At 37.9% G+C, this 18,760-nt stretch carries 19 protein-coding genes and 2 pseudogenes; 4 read left to right on the forward strand and 17 right to left on the reverse strand.

What is annotated here, in order from left to right; genetic code table 11:
- Nucleotides 1-169 precede the first annotated feature (169 nt).
- The 4 genes from IPK31_15650 to IPK31_15665 all read left to right on the forward strand — a co-directional run bounded on the left by IPK31_15650 (nucleotide 170) and on the right by IPK31_15665 (nucleotide 4,306).
- A complete protein-coding gene (locus IPK31_15650; GenBank protein ID MBK8089251.1) occupies nucleotides 170-745 on the forward strand; it encodes a DUF3347 domain-containing protein in 576 nt (191 codons plus the stop codon).
- Nucleotides 746-875: 130 nt separating this feature from the next.
- Nucleotides 876-3,239 carry a TonB-dependent receptor gene (locus IPK31_15655; GenBank protein MBK8089252.1) on the forward strand — a complete coding sequence of 788 codons (2,364 nt, stop codon included), beginning with the start codon at nucleotides 876-878 and terminating at the stop codon, nucleotides 3,237-3,239.
- Nucleotides 3,240-3,287: 48 nt separating this feature from the next.
- Nucleotides 3,288-3,665 (forward strand): hypothetical protein, encoded by a 378-nt coding sequence (locus IPK31_15660; GenBank protein ID MBK8089253.1) that lies wholly within the window; start codon nucleotides 3,288-3,290, stop codon nucleotides 3,663-3,665.
- Nucleotides 3,666-3,775: 110 nt separating this feature from the next.
- A complete protein-coding gene (locus tag IPK31_15665; protein MBK8089254.1) occupies nucleotides 3,776-4,306 on the forward strand; it encodes a hypothetical protein in 531 nt (176 codons plus the stop codon).
- 74 nt (nucleotides 4,307-4,380) lie between these two features.
- Here the strand turns inward: IPK31_15665 and IPK31_15670 are convergent, their stop codons facing one another.
- From IPK31_15670 to IPK31_15750, 17 genes and pseudogenes are all read right to left on the reverse strand, one after another.
- Entirely contained in the window at nucleotides 4,381-4,884 is a 504-nt protein-coding gene (locus IPK31_15670) for a c-type cytochrome (protein ID MBK8089255.1), read from the reverse strand.
- A 268-nt stretch (nucleotides 4,885-5,152) separates the two neighbouring features.
- Entirely contained in the window at nucleotides 5,153-5,788 is a 636-nt protein-coding gene (locus tag IPK31_15675; protein ID MBK8089256.1) for a Crp/Fnr family transcriptional regulator, read from the reverse strand.
- Nucleotides 5,789-5,793: 5 nt separating this feature from the next.
- Nucleotides 5,794-7,215, reverse strand: coding sequence for an outer membrane porin, OprD family (locus IPK31_15680; GenBank protein MBK8089257.1), 1,422 nt, complete (start codon nucleotides 7,213-7,215; stop codon nucleotides 5,794-5,796).
- A gap of 26 nt (nucleotides 7,216-7,241) precedes the next feature.
- A complete protein-coding gene (locus tag IPK31_15685) occupies nucleotides 7,242-7,655 on the reverse strand; it encodes a DsrE family protein (GenBank protein MBK8089258.1) in 414 nt (137 codons plus the stop codon).
- 57 nt (nucleotides 7,656-7,712) lie between these two features.
- Nucleotides 7,713-9,404 carry a 5'-nucleotidase C-terminal domain-containing protein gene (locus IPK31_15690; protein ID MBK8089259.1) on the reverse strand — a complete coding sequence of 564 codons (1,692 nt, stop codon included), beginning with the start codon at nucleotides 9,402-9,404 and terminating at the stop codon, nucleotides 7,713-7,715.
- 19 nt (nucleotides 9,405-9,423) lie between these two features.
- On the reverse strand, nucleotides 9,424-10,518 hold the full coding sequence (locus IPK31_15695; protein ID MBK8089260.1) for a c-type cytochrome: 1,095 nt from the start codon (nucleotides 10,516-10,518) through the stop codon (nucleotides 9,424-9,426).
- Between the two features lie 17 nt (nucleotides 10,519-10,535).
- A pseudogene (locus IPK31_15700) lies at nucleotides 10,536-10,948 on the reverse strand (YeeE/YedE family protein).
- Between the two features lie 4 nt (nucleotides 10,949-10,952).
- Nucleotides 10,953-11,509, reverse strand: a pseudogene (locus tag IPK31_15705) (YeeE/YedE family protein).
- Between the two features lie 15 nt (nucleotides 11,510-11,524).
- The gene (locus tag IPK31_15710) at nucleotides 11,525-12,358 is read right to left on the reverse strand and encodes a universal stress protein (GenBank protein ID MBK8089261.1); all 834 of its coding nucleotides are present in this window, start codon (nucleotides 12,356-12,358) and stop codon (nucleotides 11,525-11,527) included.
- Between the two features lie 23 nt (nucleotides 12,359-12,381).
- Nucleotides 12,382-12,744 carry a rhodanese-like domain-containing protein gene (locus IPK31_15715; GenBank protein MBK8089262.1) on the reverse strand — a complete coding sequence of 121 codons (363 nt, stop codon included), beginning with the start codon at nucleotides 12,742-12,744 and terminating at the stop codon, nucleotides 12,382-12,384.
- Entirely contained in the window at nucleotides 12,741-13,052 is a 312-nt protein-coding gene (locus IPK31_15720) for a rhodanese-like domain-containing protein (GenBank protein ID MBK8089263.1), read from the reverse strand. The genes IPK31_15715 and IPK31_15720 overlap by 4 nt, the downstream gene beginning before the upstream one ends.
- 356 nt (nucleotides 13,053-13,408) lie before the next feature.
- Nucleotides 13,409-13,723 (reverse strand): DUF202 domain-containing protein, encoded by a 315-nt coding sequence (locus IPK31_15725; protein ID MBK8089264.1) that lies wholly within the window; start codon nucleotides 13,721-13,723, stop codon nucleotides 13,409-13,411.
- Between the two features lie 31 nt (nucleotides 13,724-13,754).
- Complete coding sequence (locus IPK31_15730; GenBank protein MBK8089265.1) at nucleotides 13,755-15,170, reverse strand: MBL fold metallo-hydrolase; 1,416 nt, start codon at nucleotides 15,168-15,170, stop codon at nucleotides 13,755-13,757.
- Nucleotides 15,171-15,305: 135 nt separating this feature from the next.
- On the reverse strand, nucleotides 15,306-16,706 hold the full coding sequence (locus IPK31_15735; protein ID MBK8089266.1) for an MBL fold metallo-hydrolase: 1,401 nt from the start codon (nucleotides 16,704-16,706) through the stop codon (nucleotides 15,306-15,308).
- Between the two features lie 317 nt (nucleotides 16,707-17,023).
- On the reverse strand, nucleotides 17,024-17,839 hold the full coding sequence (locus tag IPK31_15740; protein ID MBK8089267.1) for a sulfite exporter TauE/SafE family protein: 816 nt from the start codon (nucleotides 17,837-17,839) through the stop codon (nucleotides 17,024-17,026).
- Between the two features lie 232 nt (nucleotides 17,840-18,071).
- Nucleotides 18,072-18,278 carry a DUF3365 domain-containing protein gene (locus IPK31_15745; protein MBK8089268.1) on the reverse strand — a complete coding sequence of 69 codons (207 nt, stop codon included), beginning with the start codon at nucleotides 18,276-18,278 and terminating at the stop codon, nucleotides 18,072-18,074.
- A 9-nt stretch (nucleotides 18,279-18,287) separates the two neighbouring features.
- On the reverse strand, nucleotides 18,288-18,680 hold the full coding sequence (locus IPK31_15750; protein ID MBK8089269.1) for a hypothetical protein: 393 nt from the start codon (nucleotides 18,678-18,680) through the stop codon (nucleotides 18,288-18,290).
- Nucleotides 18,681-18,760 lie beyond the last annotated feature (80 nt).

Genomic DNA, 18,760 nt, shown 5'->3' on the forward strand with positions numbered 1-18,760 from the left:
AAAATTGTGTGCAAAGGTACTACTTCGCTCAAGAGTTTGGCACTCGATTTTATATATAATCCTTTGGCAGTGATCATACTATCCATGAGCTTCAAAGTACAAGTAAGCCATTCGTCAAAAGGGAGAAGGGCTAAAGTTCAAATCAATTAACTTTGGCAAAACTTTTTTAATGAAGAATACATCTATCATCCTCTCTCTTATTGTATTATTTGCCGCCTGTAAAAACAAAGATGAAAAGACAGAAACCACTGCAACTGAACCGGTAGTAAAAGCTGCTTATACGTATACAGAAGCATTCAGTCAGTCAATCAATTCCACATTAAATGCTTATTACAGTTTAAAAGATGCGTTTGTGGCAACAGATGCTGTAAAAGTGAATGAGGCAGGAACTCAACTGAAAACCCTGCTTGACAGTTTGAAACTGGATGAAGTGCAGAAGAATGATTCCTTAGGCTTTTCAAGTATTTACGGAAGACCGGGTGATGTGTCTGCTGAAATTACCGGGATGCTGGGCGAAAATGATATGGAAAAGAAAAGAGAATCTTTTGAAATGATCTCTAATGCATTTTATGATATGCTCCGGGTAATTAAACCTGCAGGGGTAACAATTTATTATCAGTATTGCCCCATGGCATTTGATAACAAAGGTGCTTACTGGTTAAGCAATGCCGACAGTATCCGTAATCCATACTTTGGGAAAAAAATGCTTACCTGCGGTGAAACAAAGGAAACGCTGAAATTTTAGTTATGCCGGATGTATGAAGTACGAAGTACGCCTGCCCGACGAAGCCTTAGCGTAGTTGGGATGTATGAAGAAGCTGTAATTCGCAGAGCTTACTTTGAACTTTAAGTCTAAGTTGAATGTTTAACATACTATGAACCATTTAAAACATCTTGTTGGCTTACTGCTTTTTTTTGTTCTTCTGCAGCCTTTAAAGGCGCAGGAAAAATTTACCATCAGCGGTTATGTGAAAGACAGTTCCAGTAATGAAACTATTATTGGTGCAACCATTTCCGTAAAAGGCCGAACCAAGAGCATCAGTTCCAATCAATATGGTTTTTATTCTATCACCTTAGAGCAGGGGACGTATACATTATCCGTTTCTCATGTTGGTTATGCAGCGAAGGAAGTAGAGATTGAATTAAACTCCAACAGGCAATTTAATTTTGATATGATGCCCCGTATTTCCATTTCACAGGAAGTGATTGTGTATTCCAAAAAAAGAGATCTGAATGTGAAGGCTGCACAGATGGGAAAGTTTGAACTGAGCATGAACCAGATCCGTTCTGTTCCTGCTTTTGCAGGTGAAGTTGATCCTATGAAAGTATTGCAACTCTTGCCCGGTGTTCGTAATGCAGGTGAAGGCAACAGTGGTTTATATGTGCGTGGTGGCGGTCCCGATCAGAATTTAATTTTATTAGATGATGCAGTGGTATATAATCCCGGCCATTTGTTTGGATTCTTTTCTGTGTTCAACAGTGATGCATTAAAAAATGTGACACTCATTAAAGGTGGAATGCCCGCCAACTATGGTGGCCGCATCAGCAGCGTGGTGGATGTTGCTATGAAAGATGGTAACAATAAAAAGTACCAGGTAGAAGGAGGGATTGGCACCATTGCTTCGAGAGTTTCTATACAGGGGCCAATTGTAAAAGAGAAAGCATCCTTTATTATTTCTGCAAGGCGAACCTATATTGATGTATTGGCCAAGCCGTTTATAAAAAAGGAAAGTTCCTTTTATGGCAGCGGTTATTATTTCTATGATCTTAATACCAAGTTCAATTATAAATTTTCAGAGAAAGACCGTTTGTTCATGAGCGGTTATTTCGGACGTGATGTATTTACTTTCAAGAATAAGGAACGGAGTTTTAATGCAAGAATACCCTGGGGTAATTCAACAGGAACAGTGCGATGGAACCATGTGTTCAGCAGTAAATTATTTGCCAACACATCTGTTGTGTGGAACGATTACCAGTTTGCCTTTGAAGGTGCACAAAGCAATTTTGAAATAAAGTTTAATTCAGCCATCCGTGATATCACCACAAAAATTGATTTTGATTATTACCCCGTAACCGGTCACCAGTTGAAGTATGGATTGAATTATACCTTCCATCGTTTCAACCCGCAGACCACCAGTGGTAAGAGTGGTGACGTGGTGTTTGAACCGCAAACAGTGAACAATAAATTTGCAAATGAACTGTCTGCTTATATCATGGACGATTGGGAAGTAAATGATCAACTGAAAATCAACTATGGTGTACGTTACAGTTTATTTCAGCAGATTGGTCCGTACACATTGTATGTAAAAGATGAAAATGGAAATAAGTTAGACAGTACCGTGTACGGAAAAGCAAAGAGTGTTGCTGATTATGGCGGACTTGAACCACGCATTACTTTCCGTTATGCACTCGATGATGAAACATCCATTAAAGCAGCCATTACCAGGAACCTGCAGTTTATTCATTTGGTAAGTAATGCAGGAACAACCCTGCCAACAGATATCTGGGTGCCGAGTACGCACCGTGTAAAACCGCAGATCGGCTGGCAGTATGCAACCGGGCTCTTTAAAAATTTTAAAGACAATATGTGGGAAACATCGGTTGAACTGTATTTCAAAACCATGCAGAACCAGATTGAATACAAAGAAGGTTATACACCCGGCATTGGTGATCCTGAAGAAAGTTTTGTATTCGGGAAAGGATGGAGTTATGGCGCTGAGTTTTATGTAAACAAGGCAAGAGGAAATTTCACCGGATGGATCGGTTATACTTTATCATGGACATGGCGACGTTTTCCGCAGCTGAATGATGGAGATAAATATCCCGGCCGTTATGACCGCCGTCACGACCTGAGTGTTGTTGCCAATTACCAGAAAGGAAAGAAATGGAAATACTCTGCTGTGTTTGTATATGGTACAGGCAGCTCATTCACTTTACCCGAACGATTTTTTTTGGTAGATGGAGTATTAACGCAGCAGTACAGCCGTATTAATCAATACCGTTTGCCTGCTTATCACCGGTTAGATTTAGCAGCAATTTATACACCGCAGCCAAAGAAAGTACGAAAGATGAAAGCAGAGTGGGTGTTCAGTGTGTACAATGCCTACAGCCGGCAGAATCCTTATTTTATTTATTACGATCAGACAGGAAATCCGTTGCAGGGAAATTTAGAGGTAGAAGCTTTACAGGTTTCACTGTTTCCGATTATACCGAGTGTGACGTTGAATTTTAAGTTTTAATAAAAACTGATCAAATGCTGATCTTTAAATAAAATAATAGCCTCTATTTTGGTAAAAAAAATATATTATATCGTTTTGCCTCTTGTTTTAATCTTATTTTTTATTATACGTTTTGTGATACCACAGTTATCGAAAGACAGCAGATGTATTACTTATAAAGAGTTTCTGAAGATAAGCTTAGACGGTGTTGTGCTAAAAAAATACATTGATTCATCACAGCATTCTTTTCCAACTATTGAAATAAAAGATATCAAAGACTTTAGAATTGAAAAATTAAACCTTGCTCTTGATATCAGCGGCATTTATAATAAAATAAATGTAAACGATACTCTTAGTAAGCAAACAGGAAAAGACGAAGTTTTTGTAATAAAAGGGAAAAAGAAAATTTTGTTGGCAAAAATTGATTTCGGTTGTAAGAGTAATTAATATGGTTACACCAGTGACCTAACTTTTATGAAAAGAAAGTATTGTTGGTCAGCGACCAAAGCGTCGTTATAGAATTATAAAAGCAATGAATGAAAAAATAATTAATAAATATGGGCATGTTGCGTTTCACTATACTTGTGTATTTTTTTATAATTTTTTCTTCCTGCTATAATCATCATATTTCTAATGATGATATTGATATGTTTATATCAAAATATAATGATGTTAGATTTGACGAATTTAAAGACATCTCTATTGCATTAAGAAGTAAGGGCTTGGATGAAATAGTATATATTGTTGATAGGTTTGGGGGAAATCGTCCTGTTTATTTTGTTACGTTTAGCTTACAAAAGAAATCTGTAACGAATATTGATAAAACCAATTTAGAAAAATCTAAAGTGCAAGAGTATCTAACTAAAGATGAAATTATTAATGCTGTCAATACGATTAGGAAATACGATTTTTATTTTTTAGCTGTGGACAGTTTCGAAAACGTGTATATAAACCCATTTTATGCTGACGAGCCGCCATATTTAATGAGACTTAAAACTCCCACAGGAGATAGTTCTGTAAACAAGGGTTATGCTTATGAGTTGTATAAAAATAAGTGGTACTTAAATAAAACAAGAAGAAGAGATTGAGACAAAAATCAAAGGTGTAAGACTCCATAAAAAAAAGGCTCATTCAACATGAGCCTTTTTTTATTTGTATTCGTTTATTGTTTGTTTGCAGGTGCTGGTGGAGGCGGTGCTGGATTCTGTATTTTTTGCATACTGCCCATCTGCTCCTGTATTCCTTTTGCATCGGGATGCTGAATACCTCTGTGGCAGGTATTACAGCTTACCACCCTGATGGTATCGGGCCGCTCAGAATTTTCAAAATTGAAATAGGTAGAGTTGATGCTGATTGTCATCTTCAGCATTTCACGGGCAATTTTTTTATCATCCTTTGTGTCTGCTGCATAATCCCATCCCTGTTTAAAGTCATCGCCTTCGTGTACATGACAGTTAATGCATTTTACACCTAATGCGCCGTTAAAGCCACGCATTATTTTATCTAACTGCTCCTTCGTAATATCTTTTGGCAACACCTGGAGATTTTTAAATTCTGCCTGTTTGCTTTTCTTTTCGGCTCCGGGTGTAAAGGCGGTTAAGCCCAATGCAATGAATGCAGTGAGGCATACAAGTACCACTGCTTTGTTTTTGTTGGTAGTAAACATGTTGATTGGTTATTATTTCCGGTAAGTTAAAAAAATAATCCGTGAATCAAAAAAAAGGGAGATTGAACGGGAAGCTGGAAGTTGCCGGTAGGAGATATGATGTAGTTTTGAAAATCTGAGGTTGCCCTCTTTCCCTGTGCAGCATTTGTTTAATAGCAGTAAATTGACTGAGGCTGATTGTCAGCTTAATTGTTTACAGTGACCGAATACTCTTTCCTGTGTGTGCAGTAAATGCAGATTACCTATTCACAGCCCCGGATTAAATCTGTTATGAATTAAACTCCTTCAGTAATTTTATTTCATTTCGGTAGAGAATAATTTTTTTATCATTTTCCAGTTGCTTTAACAGGCGGGATATTACCACCCTTGATGTAGCCAGTTCGTCAGCGATAAGATAATGCGATCCTTTAATAACATTGGAGCCTGAAAGACGTTGTTTTTCTTTGAGATAGGAAATAAGACGTTCGTCTAATTTATGAAAAGCAATTGTTTCAATGGATTTCAGTAGTTCAAGGAAACGTACATTAAAACTATGCATGATATAGTTTTTCCAGCTTGGATATTTACAGAGCCATTCATCCAATTTAATATGCGGTATGGCTATTAATTCAACATCATCCTCAGCAATTGCTTTTACTTCACTCTTTTTAGCTTCTACGCAGCAACTGTATGCCATAGAACAGGTTTCATTGCTGGATAAATAGTAGAGCAGAATTTCATTGCCATTTTCATCCATCCTGAATACCTTAACCGTGCCTTTTACAATAAGTGGCATCATCCGGATATACTTGCCATAATCCAGGATAACATCGCCTTCTTTAAAATACTTGATTTCACCAAACTGGTACATTTCTTTTATCAAGGCAGGTTCAAAGGTTGAATCAAAGATTGCTTTGCTTGTCATGTTATTCAAAAATGATAATTCATTACAAAATTATACAATAGCATGTCTACCTTGTTAAATTCAAAGCGTTTGTTATTATATGTTTCGCCCCGGTTCAGTTTGCCCACTACTAATAACTGGGCTTCTAATCCTTTTAAAATTCCTGTAAAGGAATAACGGATATCAGCATTCATCTGTGTATAGGAGGGCAGGCCATACTTATTCAACCGGTAATTTTTAACATCGGGCAACTTATAATAACCTGCAGCCAACGATGTTTTTACTCTCAGTTTTGGAATCGTGTAGTTTATCTTGCCCATAACCGCATTTACATCGCCAAAACCTTCATTCCTTTCCCTGGGTAAGAAAGTAAAGAAGGGTTCCCGTCCCCATTCCCGGGGCATTAAATACCGGCCGCTGCCTGTTATACGGTTATAATTAATGCTTGCTTCCCATTGCCTGTTTTTCCATCCTGCTTTTGTTCCAAAACTTAAGGATTTTCCATTTGCTTCAAAGTATGTTTTTACTGCATCCTGGTTACCGCCATCCCTGATTGCATCCTGTTTTATTACCTGCATTGCTGCAAAAACAAAACTTTTGTTTTTCAGCGGGAATTGAAGATCTGTTTGCAGCATAGCCGTATTGAAAATATTTTCAGTAAATAAATTCCAGCCCTGCATTTTTACATATTTGCTAAGTTCAGTTTGTACTCCAAGCATGAATACACCCTTGCTTTTTAAATTATTGGGGTACTGAGATTTTGTGCCATCAATATTTACACCAGCGGGATACAGACCTATCGACTCTCCCGGATCATACCATTTCGTTGTTCCTCTTGGTGATATGGCATAAATCCATCCAGCTTCAATTTTTGTTTTCTTAATTTCATTCAGCTCAAACCACAATCCTTCAACACCTGTAGGCCTCATTCTGCCATCCTGCAGATTAATAAATGGCGTGTTGAGTAATTGCCTGCCAAAAACAATGTTTGATTTTTTATAATTGTATTTAATGTAAAATTCTTCCAGCCTGTCAATATCTTTTTTGTTGTATGGATTTTCTACGTCAAACAAAGCAATTTCATACCGGTTTGTCTGGCCTGTAGAACTATCTGTTTTTCCCAAATCGGAAGAGCCAATATTAAATGTATAAAAGCCGCTTACTGCAAACTGAAAGCCATGGAATTTTGCTGTTTCATACCTCAATCCGCCACCTGCTGCATTTGCGTAATAATCAGTAAGCCCTTTTTGATTTTGTGTATTCATAAAATAATAACGGAAATGCCCGTTAAAATGCCCCCTTTTAAACGCAGACAGCAGGGAAACGGAATCTTCTGCCTGCACCTGCCTGCCCTTATAGGTTTCCGGTTTTTCTGAAATTTCCTGATGCTGGGCACTTACACTAATTCCTGTGAGCAATACAATTACTGCTATTATAATTCTTTTCATTTTTTATACTGCAGGGTTTTATGGTATTAAAACCCTGATTTAATATAACTCCAGCCTTTTTCCTGTTTTGATACAATTTCAATAATGCCTGCTTTTACAAAGCCAGCTTCGGGTATTATTTTATCTCTGGATACATTTCTTTCATTCATCGAAAACTCACAGGCAACAAATGCCACACCCTTCATTTTCATTTGCTGAATTTTTTCCTGTACGGTTGTTTTACCCAGCACCAACATACTTAAACCGGGACCATGGCATACCACTTCAATATTCGTGTCAGGTGAAACTGTAAGGATGTTGTTCAACTGTTTCATTAAAGCCTTGTGAGCAAGTGTATCATCAGTCGTAAGTTGAAATACAATCCTGTGTTCAATTTTATTTCCTGCCATCTTTTCAACAGGGAAAGATGGTTGTTTGCCTGTTTGAGCATATCCTGCCATTACTATACTTAAAACAAGAACTGCTGCTATTATTTTTTTTTCATTTTTTTATTTTGATCAGTGAAATTTATAATCTACCCCTGTTACCTGTGTAAGTAAAGTTTGCGGTGCATCAAGAATGTCGGCGTTTTCAGTTACTGTTGGCGTAACAGGTGAATTAGCTGCGAGGTAAGCTTTCATAACAGAATGCAAGGTATTGTTGGTGTTTTTTGCATCTGCTACATTCCTCATCCTGCAAAGCATATCGCTTGGGTCACCATCTCTTTCGCAAGCGCAGATTTTATAGGTTTTGTTTACATCAAGCGGTTTATTTGCCACGGTAACCTGTTGCACTCTTTTGCCTTTTTCTCCAAATGCATTAAAGGCTACTTTCATTCCTTTAAATTTAATTACCCAGCCACCAAATCTTTCAGATGCTTCTTTGGCAAAAACATTGTTGAGCTCATTTTCTAACCACTGCAGTATCTGTTTCCCGGTAACCGTTCCTGTTCTTACAGTACTATCAACTGGAAACATATCATAAATATATCCGTCTGTTATTGGAATATTTCCTGTGTGATCCGGTGTAGTCCGTGGAGGGCAAAATCGAAAACCATTTGAGAATACAATGTCGATTTCGGGTACTTTCCATTTCAATGCATCCAGTATCATTGTATCAATCGGGTTTTCTACAACAAAATATCTGTAGAGTGGAATGGTACTGTAACCGGCAACAGTATAAATATCTTTTGCAAATGGTTTTTCATTTTCTTTAATCAGCTCAACCATTGCTTTGGATGGTTTGTATTTATCTGCCGTTATTTCTACCAGCTCATAGTTATCTTTTATTACTTTGCCATTTTGTATAGTAAGACTGAGTTTACCAACGAAAGAACCGAACGCTCCCGGTTCAACCACCTTGCTGTATTTGCATTGAATTGGTTTGCGCACTCTTTCATGTGTATCGCCTCCAAGAATATAATCAACTCCCTCACACTCTTTTAAATTTGCCAAATGTATTTGCTGAGATAATCCTAAATGCGCCACAATGAGCACATAGGCACACTGCTCCTGGTTACGCAATACATCTGCATAATGTGCCAGGTTTTCTTCGGGCTTTGTATATATAATTCCCTTGCTGTAATTGGGCGACTGCCTTAATGGAACCAGCGGATCAGTATATCCTAAAAAACCAATTTTTACTCCATTAATATTCCAGATATAGTAGGGTGGAAAAATAAGTTCACCCTTTTTGCCCTGTCCTAAATCATGATACATGTTGGCGCAAACTTTTGGAGCATTTAATGATCCCAATAAAGTTTGCATAGCCTTTTTATAATAAATTACTTCCCAGTTTCCGGGCAGGTATAAATCGTAACCCAATGCATTTAAGATTGGTACCATTGCTTTACCTGTTGTTTTTACAGACAGTTCGCTACCCTGAAACATATCTCCGGTATCAATTAAAAATGTATGCGGGTTGTTTTTTCTTTCCTGCTGCAGATAAGTAGCTAAGTGTGCATAACCACCGGTTTTACGAAATACAGCCTTTTCATTTTCCCAAAAAAATTCATCATGGGGATGAACCTGGCAATGCACATCTGTAGTTTGTAAAATGGAAATCGTAAAGGGCTTGTCATCAGAAGATATTTCAGCTTCTTTCTTATTCACGAGTGATTCTGCAGCTGAGATGATCGGTACAGAAGCCAGTAACCCGGCTCCACCAATGGTGCTTAGTTGTTTTATAAAACCTCTTCTGTTGTTATTCATACCGGCAAATTTTTAATGGTTACTTTTTTGATGTTGCAATCGTTGTCTTCTTTGCTTCTGCTTCCTTTTTCTTTTGCTCTTCTGCTATTGGTATAAACGGACCAAACTTATGCTGCTGTTCAGAAAAGTTGTCTGCGTAAGGTCCAAAAGGATGATCAATCGGTTTTTTTGATTTATCGGGCCAGTCTTTTGGTACATTGATATGGGGCCTTTTTTGAGTTAATACAAATGCGGCAACATCCCATGCTTCTTCATCGGTAAGCTGAGGATTTTCATAAGTAGATCCCTGCGGCATATTATATTTTACATATTTGGCAAAGTTGCTGATCCTGTAAAGACCGGCGCCATCATTAAAACTGCTTTTTCCCCATAAGGCAGGAAAAGTAAATTCTGTTTTATCGCCGGTAAGCATGCCTTCTCCATTTGACTGGTGGCAGCTCTGGCATTTAGCTGTGTAAACTGCCTGCCCCTTAGCAGGATCGGCAGCACGGTCTAAAAAAACAAGGTCTTTAAATCCTGAACCTTCTGCCTTTTTTCCTTTTTCTACATTCGTTCCTAAAAAATTTATATAAGCTGCAATGGCCTGCATTTCTTTACCGGAAGTGTCGATTGCTTTACCATTTAAACTGCGTTCAAAACAATCATTTATTCTTTTGTAAATATTTTCAGTACTGCCGCTTCTGGCTCTGAATTTTGGATAGAGCGATGCAACAGAACCATAATTATTACCAAACACAGCTGTGCCTGCCTGCAAATGACAGTTCTGACAATTTAATCCATTGCTTATTTTCAGAACAGAACCATTGGGCCCAAAATATTTTGCGGTATGTACAATTAACTCTTTGCCATACTGCACCTGTTCTTTTTGTTGCTCATTTTCTATTGATAAAATATCCGGTGCCATCCAGTAAGCAGTGGCATCTTTTTTTGGAGTATCGGCTGTTGCTTCTCCCGCCTGTATTTTTTCTTTCGGTTGATCGGTTTCATTGGCCCGGAAAATAATGAATGGCAGGGCAATGAGGCCAATAATCAATACAGCAATAATCAACATCAATTTGTTGATTACTGAAACAAGCCGCTGCGGCATTTTATTTTCATCCTGTTCGTTGTGCATAAGCATTCATTTAAAAATTAATGCGGTATTTTATCTCTGAAGCGCCCGTATAAATAAGTTCCGGCTATCGCAAAAAAGAATACAATACCCATTGATAAAAAACCATAGCCAATATTTACTACCATTGGCCCGGGGCAGGCACCGCTTAAAGCCCAGCCCAATCCGAAAATAGTGCCGCCGGCTATATAGCGTATGAATGATTTTTCTTTTGGATGAAATAATATCGGGTTGCCATGAAAGTCTCTTATTTTGAATTTCTTTATTAATGTAACTCGGTAACACCCAGAATAACCGCTATGCCAATAATACCATACATATGAAATGCCTGAAAGCGGAACATCTCCTGTATCCTGAACCAGGAGATAGCTTCTGATTTAGCCATAACAATACCGAACACAATACCGAGCACTAAAAATTTTATAAACTTCATACAATCAAAATAATAAAGGAAGAACAAAGAAAGTCATTACAAGACCACCAATAAAAAACCAATAACTGCAATGAGAGAAGGTACCTGTAAATCAGACAAGCCACTTATAGCATGACCTGATGTGCAACCGCCGGCGTACCTGGCGCCAAAGCCAACCATGAGGCCACCTGTTGCCAGAATAAGAAATCCTTTTATTGAGAGGATAGCATCTAAACCAAAAAGTTCGACAGGTTGCAAAGAAGTGGGTGCTGCAATACCTAACTTGCTTAAATCATCGATGGTTGCCTGTGAAATTTCTACTGGTGCATCTGTTGACAGAAACTGTTTTGCAATAAAACCGCCAACAATTGCGCCAACTAAAAAAACTAAATTCCATGTTTGACTTTTCCAGTTAAAATCAAAGAACCTGGCTTTCTTTCCTAATCCTGCTGCTGCACAGATTGTTCTCAGGTTGGCCGAAAATCCAAATGATTGACCGAAGTACAATAAGAAGAACATGATGGCTGCAATTAAACTTCCCGAAAACCACCAAGACCATGGTTGTGTTATAAAATCTATCATTCGTCTGCTGTTGAATTAATTTAAGTGAAATGAAATGATGGGTTTAAAAAGATGATTAATGAGCTTTTCGGTTGCACTATGATGAAACAGACCGGCCTTGCCATGCGTGCCGATGCAGATGATATCCATATTTTTCATCTGGTTAAAGTGAATTACACCTTTCTCAACATCTTTATCATTAATTAAATGACACTGGTAACTGACTAAATCATTCAGCTCTGCAAATTTTTTCATGTTTGCTTCTACAAGAGGTTTTTCAGCTTCCACATTTCCTGATGTAATTTGAAGTAAATGAAACTTCGTGTTAAATGCCCTGATCAGTTTCTGCATCAACTGCAGATTTTCTTTGGCGGGGTTAGAAAAGTTATGCACAAGTAATATGTTCTGTATGTTGAGATCGGAGCGATCGCACATTAAAGAGAGTAAGGGGATCTTTGATTTGCGGGCTATTATCTGTGTTTCAGAACCGGATAATTTTTCCTTTATACCACTTGAACCTTTTGTACCCATAACAATCAAATCAAAGTGATTGATTTCAGCAAAGGTTAAAATAGCATCCGTTACTTTACCTAATACAAAATGACTGGTAATTTCATTTCCATAAAGGGTTTTAAGGTTCGCCAGTTTCCGTTCGGCTATTTCTTTTTGAGTAACCACATATTTTACATCAATTTCACCGCATGTTTCAATTTCACCTTTGGCATTCATTGTTACAGTGTCCGGCACGTTCAATACATGCAGAAAATGAATATCGACCGGAGTTTTCTCTTCCAGTTTTTTTACCATCAGGTAAGCAAATTCTGCCTGCACAGAAAAATCTGTAGGTATGAGTATTTTTAATTTTTCCATCCTTTTATGATTCAGTGTGTTATTTATTTGCAATCAATATTTTGCCAGGCACCTTTATTTTCAACAACTCCGATACCGCTCTGTTCAAGCATTTCTTTGGCCGCATTTGCCCTGTTGCCGCTACGGCATACCACAACTACTTTATCATAGGACTTCAGCGTTTCAATTTTGCTGCTCAATTCATCTAACGGATAATTAACAGCGCAATCAGCATGACCGTCGTTAACCCATTCCCGGGATGTACGAACATCTACTATAATAGTTTTACCAGTCTGGGGTAAAACTACACGGCTGTTTACATTGCTCTCTGATGCAGAAGAGTCTGAGCAGGATATTATTACTGATGACATCAGCAACAGCAATGACAATAAGCTTACTGTTTTCATAGTACAAATTGATTTACATTTTCCCAGGTGCCGCCGTTAACCACATTTTGAAAGCCGTTTTCCTCCAGGAGTAATTTAGCCTGTCCGCTTCGGTTACCACTTCTGCAAAACACAATAATATTTTCTTTGTCTTTAAATTTTGACAGTTGTGATGTCAATGAGTCCAGAGGAATATTAACTGCTCCCGGCACACTGCCTTGTGCAAACTCTCCAGTTCCTCTTACATCTACTAAAAAGGCACCCTGTTCGATAATGGTTTTTAAATCCGGGGTTTGTCCGCCACCAAATAAATTTTGAAAGATGCTCATTGTTTGAATTTTATTCTGTGATTTTTTAATTACCCTGTTTTAACCGGATAATGGATTACTATGTATGAAAAAAAAAACCATTTATATTTTTTACTGTTACTTGTGCTGCCTGCTGCACAGCTTATATTTTTTTCTCTAGTAAGTCTGTTATTTTCTTTTAAAGAATTGCCAGGGGAACTTGGTTTATTGCTGCTGTATTTTATTTTCTGTCAACGTCAGGAGTCTTATCAATCAGTTATTATATTAAAACAAAAGTAAATTTCACCAACGGGTTTTTTGGTAACAAAGGTTACACATGAATAAAGTGGCCGTAACAATTTCTTTAACAGAAAGTTTCAATGAAATGCCTGATTTTATCATTCAGACTCCCGGATCAACTTATAATCGCCAATGTGTTTTTCACTATCCTTCAGGCTTTTTTTCTGTTTCAGGTATTTAAGTATACCAAATGCCAGAATAAAAAATGCAACTGCCCAAAAAACTGTTTCAATCAGTAACCCGTAACTTATATTCAGCAATCTGTTTATACTCATGCCTGCTATTGAGAAATACAGAGAAGTACGGATAAAGGCTAATAAAGTGGCGTCATTTGCCATTGCAGTTCTTTCAATAGCTAACCGCTCACGGAGAATGAGGTCTTTATTGAAAATATTTTGCGATTGTATATCCATAGTTACAGCTGGCTGTTCTTCTGCTTATTTATTAAGCCTTCATTAATTTACTCTGACATACATAGGTTGTTTTAGGAACACCTGTACTGCTGATAGCTTTAAAGCCTCCATCAATTTCAGTAAAGTTTCTGTAGCCACGGGCCTGTAATATGGATGATGCTATCATACTGCGGTAACCTCCTGCACAATACAGAAAGAAATGCTCATCCGGATTAATATCTTTTACCCAATCATTGATATATGCCAATGGCCTGTTGTATGCTTCTTCTACATGTTCGGCAGCATATTCTGATTCTTTACGAACATCAATTATTTTATCTTCTCCTATTGTGATTGTTCTGGCAAATTCTCCGGCAGTGATTCTTTCTATAACATCAACCTGATTACCTGAATCCAGCCATGTTTTAAATCCACCCTTTAAATGCCCGATAATATTGTCGAAACCCACCCGGCTTATGCGTGTTACTGCTTCTTCTTCTTTGTCTTCATCAGTCACCAATAATATTGGTTGATTAACATCTGCAATCAGAGTACCAACCCAGGGAGCAAAATCGCCGTTCAGTCCAATATTAATGGATTGTGGGATAAAGCCTTTATAGAAAACCGTATTCTCTCTGGTATCAAGAATTAAAGCTCCTGTTTGATCAGCAGCTATTTCAAATGCCTGAGCCGACAGTGCTCTTAAACCATTGTTTAAAACAATATCAAAACTTTCATAACCTTTTTTATTCATTGCTACGTTCATTCCAAAGTACGAGGGTTGGGGAAGCAGCCCGTCTGTTACTGCTTTCACAAATGCTGCTTTGTCTTGCTGGTTTAAAGGGTAGTTCATTCTTTTTTGATTGGCCAATGAGTCTACAGTTTCTTTCATCATGTTTTTTCCGCAGGCACTGCCAGCTCCATGCGCAGGATAAACAATCACATCATCGGCTAAAGGCATTATTTTATTATTTAAACTTTCATACAGTAAACCGGCCAGTTCTTCCTGCGTAAGGTGTGCAACTTTTTGTGCTAAATCCGGGCGACCAACATCACCAAGAAATAATGTATCTCCACTGAAAATACAGTAATCCTTTTTGTTTTCATCTTTCAACAGGTAGGTAGTACTTTCCATTGTATGTCCCGGTGTATGTAATGCTTTAATTGTAACATTACCTACTTTAAAAATGTCGCCATCTTTTGCAACAATTGATTCAAATTCAGGGTTTGCATTCGGGCCGTACACAATCGGCGCTTTTGTTTTGTTACTTAAGTCCACATGCCCGCTTACGAAATCGGCGTGAAAATGTGTTTCGAAAATATACTTTAAGGTAACTCCGTCTTTCTGAAGCCTGTCTATATAGGGTTTGGTTTCACGAAGAGGGTCAATAATAGCAGCTTCTCCATTTGATGTAATATAATACGCTCCCTGTGCTAAACATCCGGTATAAATTTGTTCTACAGTCATAATTCTGTTTTCTTTTTACAGGTATAAAATTGGTGTAAGTTTTTCTTTTGTTTGGTAACTTTTGTTGCACAGGCATACCTAATGCCAAAAAAGCCGCCATTTAAGGCAGCTTTTTGTCATCGAAAAAAATAGTGATTATGAAATAACCGGCTCTCCTTTATTCACCCATTCATTTATACCACCGGAAAAATTTGTAACATTGGTATAACCATTCTTTGCCAAAAGTGAGTAAGCAATTGAAGATCTGTCGCCTCCCTGGCAATGGATAATTACTTTTTTATCTTTACTTATTTTGTCCAGATTATCAGTCAGCGTACCTACAAATATATTTTCTGCCTTTGCAATATGGCCGGCATTAAATTCAGCCACCCCTCTTAAATCTACAACCTGTACGCCGTTGTTTTGGATGAGTTGTTTTGTTTCCTCTAACGAAATAACATCGGCTTTTTGTAAGTTGCCGCCAGCTTCTGTCCATACTGCGGTTGAGGGTATATAACCATAAATATTATCTAAGCCAATACGCATCAGTTTCCTGGTAAGGTCATCTAACTGTGCTTCATCAGCTAACAGAATAAACTGTTCATCATATTTTAAAAACCAGCCCGACCATGTACCAAATGAATTGTTGCCCTGTATGTTAATACTTCCGGGAATATAGCCTGCTGCAAAATCTGTTTTCATTCTTGCATCAATCAACTTAATACCCTGTGCCATTGCTCCTTTTAATTCAACTACTGAGAGTTGTTTTAATTTTGGTACTTCTGTCAGTAATGGACGGTCAACTTTATTGAGCTTCTTCATCATGGCAAAATACTTAGGCGGCTCTGGCTGGTCGGCCAATAAATACTTTACAAATCCTTTTTCATCATCAGCGTACTGGAATGCCCAGTTTCTTTCTTTTTCGTACCCAACAGTTGTACTGGGCACAGCGCCTAATGCTTTGCCGCAAGCTGAGCCTGCACCATGTCCGGGCCATACCTGTATATAATCTGGAAGAGCATTAAATTTATTAATTGAATTATACATTTGTAATGCACCTGCATCTGCAGTACCGGTAATTCCAGCTGCTTTCTCAAGAAGATCCGGACGGCCAATATCACCAACAAATACAAAGTCGCCTGTAAACAGCATTACCGGTTTTGTGCTGGCAGGATTATCTGTTAATAAAAAACTGATACTTTCAGGTGTATGACCGGGAGTATGCATTACTTCAATGGTAAGGTTGCCAATTTTAATTTTATCTCCATCCTTTACGCCAACATGCGGAAATTCATATTCCCATCCAGTACCACCTTCATCTGAAAGGTATAATTCAGCACCAGTCAACTTAGCCAGTTCCCTTGAACCTGCCAGGAAATCAGCATGAATATGGGTTTCAAAAATGTGGGTAATCTTCATGTTATTGGCTTTTGCAATTTCGAGATAAGTATCTACATCCCGTTTTGCATCAATAACAGCCGCAACACCAGCTTTCTGGCAGCCAATGAAATAACTTGCCTGGGCTAAGCTTTTGTCGTAAATGTGCTGAAAAAACATATTTTTTTTTATTTTTTAAGTTTAACTGATAATGCAAATATGCCAAGTCTTTTTACTCTGAATGGTAACTTTTGTTGCATTTGCTGATGAGTGTAACATTCGTTACTCAGGCTAAATGAGTGAGATTGTCATTTAGTTTATTTCATTGCTTCATGTGCAGAAACGGAATAAAAAAGCTGCCTTTCGGAAGCTCCTGAATATTTTTCAGTTTTCTATTTTTAATCTAAAGTATCTTAAGCGATATAATTACATGTAACAGTTATAACGCATCAGAAAAAAGTATAGAGTTATTATGAATACGGTGCTGACTCTCCAGCTTAATGTCCTCCAACAGCTGGGAAAAATATTTCTTTAATAAAAATATAAATCCCCATCAGCAATACAAACCATCCAAATGCTTTCTTTAGGTTTTCTCCGGGTATTTTCTTTGACAGAACTATCCCGATAAAAATACCTATCACAGCAAAGACCGTAAATCCTCCTAACAGTTTCCATTCAATAACCTGGCTTCCCTGCAAATCACCAATAAAACCAATTAATGATTTTGCGGCTATGATAAAAAGGGATGTACCCACTGCTAACTTCATCGGCATACGTGCAAGTAACACCAGGGCAGGGATAATTAAAAAACCACCACCTGCACCGACCAGGCCCGTAAGTATACCAACAACAGTTCCTTCCAGCAATATCATTGGATAATTATATGACAGGGGTGTATTTTCATCCGTTTCTTTATTCTTGCCCGGCCTGATCATTGTAACAGAGGCAACAATCATAACTGCAGCAAACAACAGCATCAATGCAATTGATTTTGTAATAACCAATGAACCGATTGAGAAAAGTTCATTTGGTATGAATGGTACAAGCCACATACGTGTGGCATACACCGCAGCAATCGAAGGAATGCCAAATATAAATACGGTTTTAAAATCCACTCTTTTCTGCACAGCACTTTGTATACCACCTACCAATGCAGTAGAGCCAACAATAAACAATGAATAGGCGGTAGCCAGCACAGGGTTAACAGCCATTACATAAACTAAAATAGGAACAGTTAAAATAGATCCCCCACTGCCAATTAATCCTAAAGACACACCTACAATAGCTGCTAACGCATAACCTAATATTTCCATAGAATCTTTCTTTTTTGTGGCCCAAAGGTGTTATTAAGAATTTTGCCAGATGGTCACAAAAGTTACATTGAGATAATGGAACGTGTTCTGCTGTTAAGAAAGGAAAATGATGAAGCGATGAAAGCAGCTAAGTTTTACAGGGTGCAGGTGTTATCAGACAATGGAAAAATTTTTATGAATTTGCTGGTGTTGAAAGAATACTGTTGTTCTGTGTCTTGTCAGCGACTTAAGATCACTTTTGCCGAAACACCAAATGCCACATACCTCTCAAATCGCCTTCTTTATAACCGATAGCCATATCGTTGGGATAAAACTGCTGAATAGCTTTTAAGGTTTCAGGTTTTATCTGTGCCTGTAAATCACCATGACAGTTAAGGCACATTGACTGTACCAGTATGGGTTTAAAAAAATGTGTGTTGCCGTCAGCATCTTTTTTCAAGCATCGATTTTAATTCTTTTTTTCTGCTTTTGATTGAGCAAACAGTGCCAGTATTTTCTTTTCTGTTTCATCGGGTGCGTTTGTTTTATTTCTGAAACGTTCAGACACTCTTCTTAAAGAAACACAATCGGAGGTATATATGTTGCTGAGCGTAAAAGCTTCTGTATTGCAGAACTGTACAGCACCAGGCAATCCTTTCTTGCTTACAGTACGCATCAACGTATTGCGGAGAGTATCAAATGTTTTCATCACCAGTGAATCGCCCAGCTTTAAAAAATAGGCATCATCACGAACAACAACAGAGGCAGAAGGAGCAGGCTCATTACAGGATGTAATGACTATAGCAAGAATTACAACAAATGAAAACAGGAGCTGCCGGTATTTTTTGAATGAGTGATTCATAAACATGTTTGTATAAATGTAAGCACATGCAGGTAAAAGTTATGTGACAGAGTTCACACAATGGGGTTGACTGATTCTAA

It is taken from the genome of Chitinophagaceae bacterium, from assembly GCA_016713085.1.
Taxonomy (GTDB): domain Bacteria; phylum Bacteroidota; class Bacteroidia; order Chitinophagales; family Chitinophagaceae; genus Lacibacter.